General features: G+C 67.4%; 15 protein-coding genes. 6 read left to right on the top strand and 9 right to left on the bottom strand.

Annotated features, from left to right (window positions below; all coding sequences use genetic code 11):
* Positions 1–4: 4 nt before the first annotated feature.
* Positions 5–1,429: an FAD-binding oxidoreductase gene (locus tag V6M63_RS14940; RefSeq protein ID WP_332743106.1), complete on the bottom strand. Its 1,425-nt coding sequence runs from the start codon at positions 1,427–1,429 to the stop codon at positions 5–7.
* A gap of 77 nt (positions 1,430–1,506) precedes the next feature.
* Positions 1,507–1,740, bottom strand: coding sequence for a hypothetical protein (locus V6M63_RS14935; protein ID WP_332743104.1), 234 nt, complete (start codon positions 1,738–1,740; stop codon positions 1,507–1,509).
* Between the two features lie 196 nt (positions 1,741–1,936).
* On the opposite strand from V6M63_RS14935, the gene V6M63_RS14930 reads away from it, so the two are divergent.
* The 3 genes from V6M63_RS14930 to V6M63_RS14920 are packed head-to-tail and all read left to right on the top strand — an operon-like array spanning position 1,937 to position 3,426.
* Complete coding sequence (locus V6M63_RS14930; RefSeq protein ID WP_332743102.1) at positions 1,937–2,503, top strand: cob(I)yrinic acid a,c-diamide adenosyltransferase; 567 nt, start codon at positions 1,937–1,939, stop codon at positions 2,501–2,503.
* Complete coding sequence (locus V6M63_RS14925; protein ID WP_332743101.1) at positions 2,500–2,862, top strand: hypothetical protein; 363 nt, start codon at positions 2,500–2,502, stop codon at positions 2,860–2,862. Before V6M63_RS14930 ends, V6M63_RS14925 begins: the two co-directional genes overlap by 4 nt.
* An 18-nt stretch (positions 2,863–2,880) precedes the next feature.
* The gene (locus V6M63_RS14920; protein ID WP_332743100.1) at positions 2,881–3,426 is read left to right on the top strand and encodes a DUF4256 domain-containing protein; all 546 of its coding nucleotides are present in this window, start codon (positions 2,881–2,883) and stop codon (positions 3,424–3,426) included.
* 19 nt (positions 3,427–3,445) lie between these two features.
* On the opposite strand, the gene V6M63_RS14915 is transcribed toward V6M63_RS14920, so the two are convergent.
* A complete protein-coding gene (locus tag V6M63_RS14915) occupies positions 3,446–3,868 on the bottom strand; it encodes a hotdog fold thioesterase (protein WP_332743098.1) in 423 nt (140 codons plus the stop codon).
* A 141-nt stretch (positions 3,869–4,009) separates the two neighbouring features.
* Between V6M63_RS14915 and V6M63_RS14910 the strand changes: the two genes are divergently transcribed.
* Positions 4,010–5,287, top strand: a complete 1,278-nt coding sequence (locus V6M63_RS14910; protein WP_332743096.1) for a hypothetical protein — start codon at positions 4,010–4,012, stop codon at positions 5,285–5,287.
* An 18-nt stretch (positions 5,288–5,305) separates the two neighbouring features.
* Here V6M63_RS14910 and V6M63_RS14905 read toward each other — a convergent pair whose 3' ends face one another.
* Positions 5,306–6,682 carry a solute carrier family 23 protein gene (locus V6M63_RS14905; RefSeq protein WP_332743094.1) on the bottom strand — a complete coding sequence of 459 codons (1,377 nt, stop codon included), beginning with the start codon at positions 6,680–6,682 and terminating at the stop codon, positions 5,306–5,308.
* A gap of 198 nt (positions 6,683–6,880) precedes the next feature.
* Between V6M63_RS14905 and V6M63_RS14900 the strand changes: the two genes are divergently transcribed.
* Together V6M63_RS14900 and V6M63_RS14895 are read left to right on the top strand one after the other, a co-directional pair.
* Entirely contained in the window at positions 6,881–7,279 is a 399-nt protein-coding gene (locus tag V6M63_RS14900; RefSeq protein WP_332743092.1) for an energy transducer TonB, read from the top strand.
* A gap of 83 nt (positions 7,280–7,362) precedes the next feature.
* Positions 7,363–7,743, top strand: coding sequence for a hypothetical protein (locus tag V6M63_RS14895; RefSeq protein ID WP_332743091.1), 381 nt, complete (start codon positions 7,363–7,365; stop codon positions 7,741–7,743).
* 67 nt (positions 7,744–7,810) lie between these two features.
* On the opposite strand, the gene fahA is transcribed toward V6M63_RS14895, so the two are convergent.
* From fahA to V6M63_RS14870, 5 genes are read right to left on the bottom strand one after another with little or no spacing between them, the layout of a single operon-like run.
* Entirely contained in the window at positions 7,811–9,133 is a 1,323-nt protein-coding gene (gene fahA, locus V6M63_RS14890) for a fumarylacetoacetase (protein ID WP_332743089.1), read from the bottom strand.
* Positions 9,134–9,138: 5 nt separating this feature from the next.
* On the bottom strand, positions 9,139–9,945 hold the full coding sequence (locus tag V6M63_RS14885; RefSeq protein ID WP_332743087.1) for a cyclase family protein: 807 nt from the start codon (positions 9,943–9,945) through the stop codon (positions 9,139–9,141).
* Between the two features lie 40 nt (positions 9,946–9,985).
* The gene (locus tag V6M63_RS14880) at positions 9,986–11,026 is read right to left on the bottom strand and encodes an SMP-30/gluconolactonase/LRE family protein (protein ID WP_332743085.1); all 1,041 of its coding nucleotides are present in this window, start codon (positions 11,024–11,026) and stop codon (positions 9,986–9,988) included.
* On the bottom strand, positions 11,023–12,339 hold the full coding sequence (locus tag V6M63_RS14875; RefSeq protein WP_332743083.1) for a TRAP transporter large permease: 1,317 nt from the start codon (positions 12,337–12,339) through the stop codon (positions 11,023–11,025). Before V6M63_RS14875 ends, V6M63_RS14880 begins: the two co-directional genes overlap by 4 nt.
* A complete protein-coding gene (locus V6M63_RS14870) occupies positions 12,336–12,938 on the bottom strand; it encodes a TRAP transporter small permease subunit (protein ID WP_332743081.1) in 603 nt (200 codons plus the stop codon). The genes V6M63_RS14875 and V6M63_RS14870 overlap by 4 nt, the downstream gene beginning before the upstream one ends.
* Positions 12,939–12,944: the final 6 nt, after the last annotated feature.

Raw genomic sequence — 12,944 nt, 5'->3', positions numbered from 1 at the left:
CCGTTCACATCGAGAAGATCTTCCCCGGATTCATGATGTTGTCCGGGTCGAGGGCGCGCTTGATGGTGCGCATCATGTCCACCGCGCCGCTGCCGGCCTCGGTGAGCAGAAACGCCATCTTGTGCAGGCCCACGCCGTGCTCGCCGGTGCAGGTGCCCTCCAGGCTCAGCGCGCGCGCCACCAGCTTGTGGTTGAGTTCCTCGGCCAGCGTGTGTTCTTCGGGTTTGGTCGGGTCGATCAAATAACCGAAGTGGAAGTTGCCGTCGCCCACGTGGCCGACCAGGAAGTAGGGCAGTCCGGCCGCGTCGGCCTCGGTCACCGAGTCCAGCAGGCAGTCGGCCAGGCGGCTGATGGGCACACAGGTGTCGGTGCTGATCGCGCGGCAGCCGGGCTTGCTCTGGATGGCGGCGAAATACGCGTTGTGCCGCGCGGTCCACAGGCGGGTGCGCTCCTCGGGCGTCACGGCCCATTCAAAGGCCTGGCCACCGAAGTCGGCCGCGATCTCCTGCACCGTCTCGGCCTGCTCCTTCACGCTCGCGGGTGAGCCGTGGAACTCCATGAGCAGCATGTTTTCTTCACGCAGGCCGAGCTTGCTGTGCGCGTTGACCATGCGCACGGTGTTGTGGTCGATCAGCTCGCAGCGCGCGATCGGCACGCCGAGCTGGATCACCTGGATCACGGTGCGCACGGCGGCCTCGATGGTGGGGAAGGAGCAGGTCGCGGCCGAGATCGCCTCGGGCAGCGGGTAGAGCTTGAGCGTGACCTCCGTGATCACGCCCAGCGTGCCTTCGCTGCCCACCATCAGGCGCGTGAGGTCGTAGCCGGCGCTGCTCTTCCTGGCGCGCGTGCCGGTGCGGATCACTTCACCGCTGGCGGTGACCACCTCAAGCGCCAGCACGTTCTCGCGCATGGTGCCGTAGCGCACCGCGTTCGTGCCGCTGGCGCGCGTGGCCGCCATGCCGCCGATGGACGCGTCGGCACCGGGGTCGATTGGAAAGAACAGGCCTTCACTCTTCACCGCTTCGTTGACCGCCTTGCGCGTCACGCCCGGCTGCACCGTCACGGTAAGGTCTTCGGCGTTGATGGCGAGCACCTCGTTCATGCGGCTCACGTCGATGCTGATGCCGCCCTGCACCGCGAGCAGGTGCCCTTCGAGCGACGAACCCACGCCGAACGGAATCACCGGTACGCGGTGCGCCGCGGCCAGCTTCACCGCATCGGCCACGTCTTGTGTGCTCTGGGCAAACACCACCGCGGCCGGCGGCGGCACCTCGTACACCGACTCGTCGCGACCGTGCTGCTCGCGCACCACCAGGGCGGTCGAACACTGCGCGCCAAAGCGCGCCTGCAGGGCCGCGAGCAGTTCGGGTGGCACCACGCGCTGGTGGACTTGCGGGGCCAGGTGGCTGTGGGCGGTGGGGGCGTTCATGGGCAGTCTCCGGGCTGTTTTGTGCAGCCGGCCAGTTTAAGCCCGCAGCCCCCGGGCGTGGTGTATTGCGCGCGTGCTCAACTGCGGGCGTTCCCGGCCTGCAGCAGGGCCGGTGGGGTGCGATGGACCCGCGTGGAACCGTCGGAGGTGGTGTTGCCCGAGGCGCCCGTCTGGCTGCTGGTTTGCCCGGTGATGCGGGCTGCGTGGGCCGGCGGCACGCTCGCCATGCCGGCCAACCCCAGGGTGCAGGCGGCAATCAGTTGCACGCTGCGGGCTTCAAAGTCGGCGAGTCGTTGTCGGCGTTGCGTCATCGGTGTCTCCTGAGAGGTGGAACAAGGTGCCCATTACCGCCTGCCTGCGCGCTGCGCGCCAGCGCTTTTGCCCGCTGTTGCCTGACGGACAACTCGCTTGCCTCAGACACATTTCCGTGCACCGCGTTACGGGTGCCCTGCGCTGCGGCCGCGCATCCAGCACAATTCAACTCCCCGTTCAAAGCAAGGACCTCCCATGGGCAACCGCCTCACCCAGATCGCCACCCGCACCGGCGACGCCGGCACCACCGGACTGGGCGACAACACCCGCGTTTCCAAGAACAGCCTGCGCGTGCACGCCATGGGCGACGTGGACGAACTCAACTCCCACATCGGCGTGCTGCTCTGCGAAGAGATGGCGCCCGACGTGCGCACCCTGCTGGTGGAGATCCAGCACCAGCTCTTCAACCTGGGCGGCGAGCTGTCCATCCCCGGCTACGAGCTGCTCAAGCCCGAGGCCGTGCTCGCGCTCGACGAAGCCCTGGCCACCTACAACGAAACCTTGCCGCGCCTGCAGGAGTTCATCCTGCCCGCCGGCACCCGCGCGGCCAGCCAGGCCCACGTGTGCCGCACCGTGGCGCGCCGCGCCGAGCGCGCGGTGGTGGCCCTGGGCAACGAAGAAACCTTGAAGGACACACCGCGTCAGTACCTCAACCGCCTGAGCGATTTGATGTTCGTGCTGGCCCGCGTGCTCAACCGCATGAACGGCGGCGACGACGTGTACTGGAAGAGCGAGCGCATGGCCCAGGGCGCAGCCGAATGAAAGCGGCGTTGATGTCGGTGGCCTGCGTGGCCACCGCGCTGTCGTCCACCGCCTCGGCGCAAACCAAGGCGCCGGCCAAGCCAACGGCCAAGGGCAACGAAGTGACGCTGGTCTGCGAAGCGGTCTACATGCCCGCGCGCACCACCTGGACACGCACGGTGAACATCGGCTACGACAAGAAGCGTGTGCGCTCGGTGCAGATCGACGGCGTGCCGGTCTACACCTTCGCGATCCAGGAGACTGTGATCCTCACGGCGGTGGACAACGAGCGCATCCAGATCGACACGGCGGCGCAGACCTGGAGCAGCGATTTCCGGGGGCAGGCCACGGCGATGGGGCGGTGCGAGCGGAGTGAGTGAAACTCAAGGAGGCACAAGATGAAAGCACAGGAACGGGACCACCTGATGGCGCTGCTCAAGAGTCGCTTCGAGCAGAACGCGGATCGCCACAAAGGGATCACCTGGGCGAACGTGCTCACCCGGATCGACGCGTCTTCCGCGGCGTTGAAGGCGCTGGCCCGGATGGAAGCCTCGGGCGGTGAGCCCGACGTGATCGGTCACGACAACGCCACGGGGCAGATCATCTTCTGCGATTGCGCCGCCGAGAGCCCTCTGGGGCGCCGGAGTCTTTGTTACGACGGCGAGGCGTTGAACGCACGAAAAGAGAACAAGCCGTCCGGCAGCGCGATCCAGATGGCCGCGGACATGGGCGTCGAACTGCTGTCGGAAGAACAGTACCGGATGCTGCAGCAGCTGGGCGAGTTCGACACCAAGACCTCCAGCTGGATAGCGACGCCCGAGGAGGTCCGTTCACTGGGCGGCGCACTCTTCAGCGATCGACGCTATGGCCGGGTGTTCACGTACCACAACGGGGCCCAGTCGTATTACGCGGCGCGGGGCTTTCGCGCGCTGCTTCGCGTGTGACGCCCGGGTTGCTCGATCCTCACCTCGGCCCCAACACCGCCATCGTGATCCGCGACACGCAGGTCAGTTCGCCCGCGTCGTTCGTCATGTCGATCTGCCACACCTGCGTGGTGCGGCCGATGTGCACCGCTCGGGTGACGCCGGTCACCCAGCCGCTGGTGGCGCCCTTCAGGTGGTTGGCGTTGATGTCCAGGCCCACGGCGCGGTGGCCCTCCGGGCAGCTGTAGGCCGCGCCGCACGAGCCCAGGGTTTCGGCCAGCACCACGCTCACGCCGCCGTGCAGCAGGCCGTAGGGTTGTTTGGTGCGTGTGTCCACCGGCACGCGGGCGCGGATGAAATCGTCGCCGACCTCCAGGAACTCCACGCCGAGGTGCTGCACGGCGGTGTCCTTGTGAATGGCGGTGAGTTCTTCGATGGAGATGGGTTTTTTCCAGATGGGCAAGGTCGGACTCCGGTCGTTGTAGGCGCCACTATACGGAGACACCGGAGACCCGCGCGCCAGGTGCCGTCATGCAGGTGCGGCAAATGCTGACAGACGGGAGCGCGCCTTGCCCCCAAGATGGGTTGTGGAGCACACGCAACCATGACACACACACGCCGCTGGGCCGTTGCATCAGCCGCCATGGCGGGGCTGTTGGCCGCCGCATGGCTGGTGGTGTGGGCGCTCGTGCCCAGCGACGATGAGCTCGCGCGACGTGTGGAGGCGGAGTTCGAGGCGCGCCTCGGCCAGAAACTCGTGGTCGGCGCCGTGCACTGGCGGGTGCTGGGCCTGCCGATGGTCGAGGTGCTGGACGCGCACACCGAGCAGCCCGAAGCCATTCGCGTTCGCCGCGTCGCGATCTACCCCGAACTCCTGCCCTTGCTGGGCAAGCGCTTCGTCATCAACCGCTTGCAGGTGGAGGGCGCCGTGGTGCCGCGCAGTGCCCTGGCGGCCTACCGCGACAAGGTGGAGGACGGGTTGGACTCGTTGGTCCTGCGCGCCTTGGCGTTCACGGACACGACCTACATCTCCTACAGCGGCATACCGGTGGTCTATGAGGGCGAGGTCCGGTTTGACGAGGATCGCCTGCCGCAACGGGTGCAGCTGCGCCGCCCCGGCGTGAAACCGCCCGCCTCGCTGGACGCCACGCGCGACGGCAAGACCGAGAGCGGCGCCGACCTGTACCAGGTGCGCCTGCAGGGCGCCGGCGGATCGGCGAACGGGCAGGCGCGGTTGGCCACGTCGGCCGGGGGCCGCATGGTGCTCACGGGCGAACTCGCACCGCGCGACGTGGAGGTGAATGCGCTGCTGGAGGCCTTCCATCGCCGCTCGCCCATCAGCGGGCTGGCGTCCGGCCAGACCGAGCTGCGCGCGCAAGGCGACAGCGTGAGTGAGCTGTTCCGCTCCCTGCGCACGCACAGCGTGTTCCAGGTGGAGCGCGCAAAGATCCTGCGCTTCGATTTGGAGAAGGCGGTCAAGTCCGTCGGCAAGGAGCGCGAGGGAGAGACCCCACTGGACAGCCTCTCCGGCGTCCTGGAGACGCAGAACACCGAGCATGGCCTGAAGGCCGAGTTCACCGGCGTCAAAGCCGTGGCGGGCCCTTACGCCGGCACCGGCCGGGCCACGGTGCACCGCCGGCAGATCAACGCCCAGGGCACGCTGGAGGTGGGCGGCGGGGTGCTCGAGGTGCCGTTCTCGCTGCACGGGCCAACCCGCAAGCCCGAGTTTGAAATGGCCTGGGGCACCCTGGCGGGCGCCGCCGTCGGCACGGCGGTGTTGCCGGGCATCGGCACGGTGTTGGGCGCCAAGATCGGCGGCATGCTCAGCGCGCCGCCGGAGCCACCCGACAAGCCCGCGCCGGTCCGGCCGCCCCGGCGGTGAACGCGGGCGCCTTGTCCGTCAGGCGGCGGGGCGGGTTGACGGCGCCGCGCCGCGGTTGAGCAACCAATAGAGAAAGATCGCGCCGAAGGTGGCGGTGCCGATGCCGCCCAGGCCGAACTGGCCGAACTTCAGCGTGTATTCGCCGGTGCCCAGAATGATCGGGATGGCGGCCACCAGCAGGTTCTTGTTGTCCGAGAAGTCGACCTTGTTGTCGACCCAGATCTTGGCGCCGGCAATCGCGATGAGGCCGAACACCACGATGGACACGCCACCCATCACGGCCAGCGGAATCGCCTGGATCAGCGCGCCGAACTTCGGGCTGAAGCCCAGCACGATGGCAATGCCCGCAGCCACCACGAACATGGCGGTGGAGTAGATCTTGGTGGCGGCCATCACGCCGATGTTTTCGGCGTAGGTGGTCACGCCCGTGCCGCCCGCCGCGCCGCTGACCATGGTGGCCACGCCGTCGCCAATGAACGCCTTGCCCAGGTAGGGGTTGAGGTCGCGCCCGGTCATGGCGCTCACGGCCTTGATGTGGCCCAGGTTCTCGGCCACCAGGATCAGCGCCACCGGCGCGATCAGCAGGATGGCTTGCACCTGGAACACCGGCGCGGCAAACGTCGGCAGGCCGAACCACGCGGCATTGGCGATGCCCGAGACGTCGATGGGTTTGCCCAGGCCCAGGCCGTTGGTGAGCACGGCGTAGATCAGGCTGGCCACGATGAGGCCGACCAGGATCAGCAGGCGCTGCGTCATGCCGCGCGCGTACACGGCCACCAGCGCCACGCTGATGAAGGTGATGGCCTGCATCCAGGCGTCGAACCCGGTGGGCGCCATGTTCTTGATCGGGATGGCCGCGAGGTTCAGGCCGATCACGGCGACCACGGTGCCGGTGACCACCGGCGGCATCAGGCGCTCGATCCAGTGCACCGCCACGCCCTCGTCCACTTCGTCCACCTCCATGCCGGCGATGGGCGTGGTCTTGTGGTGTTTCACGTTGGTGGCGTGCACGATGACGCCGATGACGGTGTAGACCAGGCCGCAGACGATGATGCCGCCCAGCGCCACGCCCAGGTTGGCGTTGGGGCCGGGGCCGGCGTAGCCGCTGGCGGCGATCACCACGCCGATGAAGGCGAAGCTGGAGCCGAGGTAACTCGGCACCTTGCCGCCGGTGATGAAGAAGAAGATGAGCGTGCCGATGCCGCTCATGAGGATGGCCACGTTGGGGTTGAAGCCCATGAGCAAGGGCGCCAGCACCGTCGCACCAAACATGGCGATGACGTGTTGCACGCCCATCATGGTGGTCTGCGGCCAGGGCAGGCGCTCGTCGGGGGCGATCACGCCGCCGTTGTCGAGCGTGGTGGATGTCTTCTCTGTCCAGTTGAACAGGCCCATCGGGTGGTCTCCTTGGTTGTTGTTGAGGCCGGCCGCACCGGCTGGCAGGCATTGTGCCGGCAAAACCGATGTGCGCAGCCGGGCGCCACGGGCAGCGCGACCGTGTTTAACGACTCCGATTGTGGGTATCCTGCGTTTTTTCGTTCAAATCAAAGTCAGGCGCCATGCAGCCCCCGACCCCTTCACAGCTTTCCCCATATGCACACACTGAAAGCAGCCATGCGAATAGTTGCGGCGGCGCTGATGGCCTTGCTCATCAACCATGGAACAGCGGCCGAAGCAGTCGTTGCCTGGCCGGACAAGGTCGTCACTCTGGAAGAGTTGCGCCCGCTGACGAACTTCAGCCTGAAGATTCCTGGCATCGTCGTGAAGGGACAGGTGCGCGGCCCGTCAGTCCTGCGGGTTCACGTAGACGCCTCTGGCGAAGTCGCAAAGATTGCGCTGCTGGAGTCCTGCGGAAACGGCGATCTCGACGAATCTGCGATGCGGGCAATGCGAAGAATGAAGTTCGCGCGGTACACCGTCGGCGAGGTTCCTGTGGAGGTTTCGCTTGTGGTTCCCATCCACGTTCCCAAGAACCTCGGCCGGTCTCGGTGAGGACGCCAACACGATGACGCCTGGCCAGTGCCTGACCATTTGGCACGCTGGGCCTCATTTCACGACCACGATTGGAGACATTGATGAGCCCTGAGACAACGGCTGGACTCTTTGGTTTGTTGGGCGTCCTTGTCGGCGGCCTGCTGTCCTGGTGGCTTCAGAAGGATCGTGCATCCACCGATCTGCAGATTGCGCTGGAGTCGATCAAGACCGAACACATGGCGGAAAAGACGGTTCAGTACTACTTGAGCCACAAGGGCTACACCGACCGGTCCTTTGATCTTCTGAGAAAGCGCCTGGGTGGCTTCGACGATGACGAGCTTCGACGGATTCTCGTTCGGGCCGGAGCGGTGCGCTACATCAGAGACGATGGTTCCGAATGGTGGCAACTGCTGTCTCGCTCGGCAGAGGCCTGGGACAAATCCCGCGCCAAAGCGCCCGGGAAGGACAACGACGACCTCTGACCATCCGTGCATCCGGGGCCGCCTGGCCAACGCGCGATCATCGCCCTACCTGGTTGGCCAGCCCACCTCACCCGATGGCCGGCAGCACCTCACCCCGGCTCTCACCAAACCCGATGCGCGCCGCGCCCGGCTTTTCGCACCAGCCGCGCAGGATCACGGTGTCGCCGTCTTCCAGGAAACGGCGTTGCGCGCCGATGCCGGGCAACGGCACGTCCTTCGTGCCGCCCACGCTGAGTTCGACGATGGCGCCCGCCTCGGCCGGCGTCGGGCCCGAGATGGTGCCCGTGCCCAGCAGGTCGCCCGGCTGCAGGTTGCAGCCGCCCACGGTGTGCTGTGCCAGCATCTGCGCGATGGTCCAGTACTGGTGGCGAAAGCTCGTGGCCGAGAGGCGGTCGGGCGCGATGCCGCGTTCGCGGTGCTCGCGCGCTTCCAGCCGCACTTCGAGCTGCACGTCCACCGCGCCGTGTGCGGTGTTGGCGGGGCTGTCCAGGTAGGCCAGCGGCTGCGGTTCGTCGGCCGGGTGCGCGAAGGGCGCGCGGTAGGGCGCGAGCGCTTCCATCGTCACGATCCAGGGTGACACGGTGGTGCAGAAGTTCTTGCCCAGGAAGGGGCCGAGGGGCGCCATTTCCCAGAACTGGTGGTCGCGCGCCGACCAGTCGTTGAGCAGGCACATGCCGAAGATGTGCTGTTCGGCCTCCGTGATCGGGATCGTCTCGCCCATGGCGTTGCCCGGGCCGATGTAGAAGCCCATCTCCAGCTCGTAGTCGAGCCGGCGGCAGGGGCCGTAGACCGGTGCGGCGGCGCCCGGCGCCATGGCCTGGCCCATGGGGCGGCGGAACGCCGTGCCGCTGACCACCACGCTGGAGGCGCGGCCGTGGTACGCGATCGGCAGCCACTGGAAGTTGGGCGTGAGCGGGTCGTCGGGCCGCATCACGCGGCCCACGTTGCGCGCGTGGTGGATCGAGGTGTAGAAGTCGGTGTAGTCGCCGATGCGCGTGGGCACGCGGTGTTCCACCTCGGCCTGCGGCACCAGGCTCGCGCGCAGCGCGTTCATGCCGGGGCCGCTGGCGCCTGTCTTGAGCAGGTCGAACAGCGCGTGGCGCAGTGCGCGCCAGGCCGTGGGTCCCAGGGCCAGGAAGTCGTTGAGCGCATCGCCGGTGCAGGCATTCAGGGCCTGCGCGGCCGGGCCCGACACCGCGTTGGCGCGCGCGATGGCCGCCAGGTCGATCACCTGGTCGCCGATCGCCACGCCGCCGCGGAAGGCCTCGCTCGTGCCCTGGCGGCGGAACACGCCCAAGGGCAGGTTCTGGATCGGGAAATCGGTGCCCGGTGCGTTGGCCGATTCGAGCCAGCTGCGCGCTTCGGGGTCGTGGGTGTGGTTCAGTTCCATGGTGTTCAGGCCGTTGCTTGAAGGGCGTCGTCGAAGATGGCCACGGCGCGCGTCCAGCCGGCGGAAGCGCCGCGGATCTTGTGCGGGAAACACGAGATGAAGAATCCATCGGCCGGCAGGGCTTCGAGGTTGTGCAGCTTCTCGATGTGGCAGTAGCCGATGTCGCGCCCGGCCTTGTGGCCTTCCCAGATCAGGCTGGCGTCCTTGGTCTCGCCATACTTCTGCGCGGTGTGCACGAAAGGCGCGTCCCAGCTCCAGGCGTCGGTGCCGGTCAGGCGCACGCCGCGCTCCAGCAGGTACATGGTGGCCTCGTAGCCCATGCCGCAGCCGGCGGACACGTAGTCGTTGTGGCCGTAGCGCGAGCCGGCGCGCGTGTTCACCACCACGATCTCCAGCGGCTTGATGGTGTGGTTGATGCGTTTGAGTTCGGCCTCGACGTCGTCGGCCGTGACCACGTAGCCGTCGGCGAAGTGGCGGAAGTCCAGCTTCACGCCGGGCTGGAAACACCACTCCAGCGGCACGTCGTGGATGGCGATCGCGGGCTTCTTCTCGCCCAGCGCCTTGTCCATGGTGGAGTGGAAGTGGTAGGGCGCATCCAGGTGCGTGCCGTTGTGGGTGGAGAGCTGCACCAGCTCCACCGCCCAGCCTTCGCCGTCGGGCAGGTCTTCCTTTTTCAGGCCAGGAAAGAAGGGCTCGATCTGCTCGAAGGTGTGCTCGTGCGTGAAGTACTGGATCTTGGGCGCGAAGGCGGGCGGATCGCTCAGCACGTCGTTTTCAAGGTAGATGGACAGGTCGACGAAGGTGCGTGGCATGGAGGGCCTCTTTCTGAAGCGGAATGATCAAGGGAGGGTGCTACCAGTGCACCATGGGCAGCCCCGCCACCGGGGACTGGAAGTACGGAATGCGGGTGCCCAGCAGGCTGCCGAGGTAGACCGTGCGCAGGTCGGGCCCGCCGAAGGTGAGGCTGGCCATCCAGGGCGCGATGCCGCCCTGCGCACGCTGCATGTCTTCGGCGGTGGCCGTGCCGTCCGTCATGCGCTGCACCAGCGTGCGCGCCGGCTCACCGTTGCTGTCGTCGAGCAGCAGGCGCTGGTCACCTTGCGGTGTGAGCGCGATCAGCTGGTCGACCATCACCAGCGTGCACCAGAGGTTGCCGAAGCTGTCGAAGGCGATGCCGTCGGGCGGGCCTCCCAGGTGCGCGGGGCCGAACACCTCGCGCCCGGTCAGCCGCACGCCGCCCGGGCCCGATTCGTCCAGCCGCATGCGGGTGATGTGCGGGCCGGTGGTCTCCACGATGTAGAGCCATTCCTCGCGCGCGTCCAGCCGCACCTCGTTGGTGAAGTGAAAACCCTCGGCCACCACGCGCAGACCGTGCTCGTCGACCACCGCGATGTAGCCGTCCTTCACGCGCCGTGCGGCGGCGGCCGTCCACGGGTTCACGCGGGTCGAGACGGTGAGCCAGAGGCGGTTCTTGCGATCACGCAGCACGAAGTTGACCTTGCCGATCGGCAGGCCATCGATGCGGTCGTGCAGCGTGCGGGTGCGGCCGTCGCGCGCCATGAGCTCCAGGCAGTCGGTGCCGAAGTTGGCGATCAGGATGTCGCCCTGGGCATCGAAGGCCAGGCCGTTGGGCAGCGTGCCCTGGGTGAACTTGGCCTCGAACGCGTCCGTGCTTGTCGCGGCTGCGGTGGCAAAGTGGTCGTCGGCGCGCTGGCCCACGAACTGCTGCGAGCCGTCGGGCGCGATGCGCGTGACACCGCCGCGCGCATCGGCCGCCCACAGCGTGCCGTCGCGCTCGGCCAGGATGCATTCGGGGCGCTGCAGGTCCTGGCCGACATAGCGGATGGCGGCGCGGTCCACCGTGAAACCGTCCAAGGGATTGGGCGCGGTCATTTCAGCAACACAAGGCTGAGTTGCGGGAAGACCATGAGCAGCAGCAGCACGCCGATCATGATCAAGGTGAACGGCGCGGTGCCACGAAAGATGTCGCCCAGCGTGATGCGCGGATCGTTGAGTGAACTCTTGACCACGTAGGCCGAGAGGCCGAACGGCGGCGTGAGCAGGCCGATCTCCACCGCCACCACCGTGACCACGCCGAACCAGATGAGGTTCATGCCGAACTGCTCGGCAATCGGCAGCATGAGCGGCAGCACGATCAGCAGGATGGACGAAGAGTCGATCACCGTGCCCAGCAGGATGACGATGGCCACGTAGACCAGCAGGAAGGCGAATTCACCGAAACCGGCCTGTCCGATCATCTCCATGAGGAACTGCGGCATGCCCGACATGGCGAGCATGCGGGTGTAGATGCTGGCGCAGATGATGAGGAAACTCACCGCCACGGTGACGTGACCGGTTTCGCTCAGCACTTCCCAGAAGGTGCGCGCGGTGAGCTTGCGCCGCAATACCGCGATCAGCAACGCCAGCGCAGCGCCCACCGCCCCGGCCTCGGTGGCGGTGAACAGCCCGCCGTAGAGGCCACCGAGCACGCCGCCGATCATCAGCACGATGGGCACGAGCTTGAGCAGCAGGGTGGCGGGTCCCATGTCGTCGCCATCGGGCACCGGCATTTCACCGCCCGCGTACACCAGGGACGGCTTGAAGTACGCCGCGAGCACGATGCCGGTTGCGAACGCAAACGCCAGCAACAGACCGGGCACGATGCCGGCGGTGAACAGGTCACCCACCGACTGGTTGGCCAGGAAGCCGTAGAGGATCATCAGCAGACTGGGGGGAATCAGCATGCCCAGCACCGAAGAGCCGGCCACCACACCCACCGCAAAGCGGGGCTGGTAGCCGAAACGCATCATCTGCGGGACGGCCACGCGGGTGAACACCGCGGCCGATGCGATCGAGATGCCGGTGATGGCGGCGAACACCGCGTTGGACGCCACGGTGGCCACGCCCAGCCCGCCGCGCAGTCGGCGCAGCAACTGGTTGGCCACCTCGAACGCGTCCTTGCCGATGTCGGCCTTGGCGACCAGAAAACCGGTCAGCACGAACAGCGGCACCACGCCGAAGATGTGGCTGGCGATGGCGTCGCTGGAGGCCTGGGCCAGCAGGTTGGCCGCCACGCCCACATCGTCGCGGATGATCCAGATGCCGATGAAGGACACCAGGCCCAGCACCACCGCCACATGCAGTCCCCCCCAGATCAGCAGCAGCATCAGGCCCAGCGAGAGCACCGCCACGGTGGTGGCGCTCATGAAGGCACCCCCCCGGCCTGGGCGGCAAGGTGCCGGGCGCGCTTCACGTCCATGGCGGCCAGCAGCACGAAAGTCAGCGCGGTCACGCTCAGGCCCACCAGCATCATCAGGCGCACCGGCCACACCGGCGCGGTGAAGTCGCCGAGCGCGCCCACGTATTCGCGCATGCGGATGGACTCCACCAGCGAAGGCCAGGCGGCCCAGAGGATGATCAGCATCAGGGCGGCGCCCAGCAGGTGGTAGACCGCCTGCAGGGCCGCGGCCAGCGGTGCACGGGTGCGTTTGAGCCGGTCGAGCAGCATGTCGGCGCGGGTGAAGCGCCCGCTGCGCAAGGTGTCGGCGAGCTGCAGGAACACGATGCCCACGATGGACAGCGACACCAGCTCGGTCACGCCGCGCACCGGCGCGTCGAACCCGGTGCGCCCCACGATGTCGGTGTTGATGAGCAGCATCAGCCCGATGATGATCAGCGTGCCCAGGGCATTGAGGCCCTGCGTGAGGCGGTGCAGACCGAAGGGCAGCGGCTGGTTGTAGGCGTCTTGCGAGGCCGCGTCCGGGGTGGACGCGGTCTCGCCGGGGATCGGCGTGGGCACGGTCATGCAGGC

It is taken from the genome of Hydrogenophaga sp. (assembly GCF_036675665.1).
GTDB lineage: Bacteria > Pseudomonadota > Gammaproteobacteria > Burkholderiales > Burkholderiaceae_C > Hydrogenophaga.
The sequence above is the reverse complement of the archived record's forward strand: the minus strand, read 5'-3'. Positions and strand labels throughout refer to the sequence as shown.

Excerpts from the sequence above, each read along its gene's own strand:
- V6M63_RS14940 (WP_332743106.1), bottom strand. The coding sequence starts at position 1,429 with ATGAACGCCCCCACCGCCCACAGCCACCTGGCCCCGCAAGTCCACCAG.
- V6M63_RS14935 (WP_332743104.1), bottom strand. The coding sequence starts at position 1,740 with ATGACGCAACGCCGACAACGACTCGCCGACTTTGAAGCCCGCAGCGTG.
- V6M63_RS14930 (WP_332743102.1), top strand. The coding sequence starts at position 1,937 with ATGGGCAACCGCCTCACCCAGATCGCCACCCGCACCGGCGACGCCGGC.
- V6M63_RS14925 (WP_332743101.1), top strand. The coding sequence starts at position 2,500 with ATGAAAGCGGCGTTGATGTCGGTGGCCTGCGTGGCCACCGCGCTGTCG.
- V6M63_RS14920 (WP_332743100.1), top strand. The coding sequence starts at position 2,881 with ATGAAAGCACAGGAACGGGACCACCTGATGGCGCTGCTCAAGAGTCGC.
- V6M63_RS14910 (WP_332743096.1), top strand. The coding sequence starts at position 4,010 with ATGACACACACACGCCGCTGGGCCGTTGCATCAGCCGCCATGGCGGGG.
- V6M63_RS14905 (WP_332743094.1), bottom strand. The coding sequence starts at position 6,682 with ATGGGCCTGTTCAACTGGACAGAGAAGACATCCACCACGCTCGACAAC.
- V6M63_RS14900 (WP_332743092.1), top strand. The coding sequence starts at position 6,881 with ATGCACACACTGAAAGCAGCCATGCGAATAGTTGCGGCGGCGCTGATG.
- V6M63_RS14895 (WP_332743091.1), top strand. The coding sequence starts at position 7,363 with ATGAGCCCTGAGACAACGGCTGGACTCTTTGGTTTGTTGGGCGTCCTT.
- fahA (WP_332743089.1), bottom strand. The coding sequence starts at position 9,133 with ATGGAACTGAACCACACCCACGACCCCGAAGCGCGCAGCTGGCTCGAA.
- V6M63_RS14885 (WP_332743087.1), bottom strand. The coding sequence starts at position 9,945 with ATGCCACGCACCTTCGTCGACCTGTCCATCTACCTTGAAAACGACGTG.
- V6M63_RS14880 (WP_332743085.1), bottom strand. The coding sequence starts at position 11,026 with ATGACCGCGCCCAATCCCTTGGACGGTTTCACGGTGGACCGCGCCGCC.
- V6M63_RS14875 (WP_332743083.1), bottom strand. The coding sequence starts at position 12,339 with ATGAGCGCCACCACCGTGGCGGTGCTCTCGCTGGGCCTGATGCTGCTG.
- V6M63_RS14870 (WP_332743081.1), bottom strand. The coding sequence starts at position 12,938 with ATGACCGTGCCCACGCCGATCCCCGGCGAGACCGCGTCCACCCCGGAC.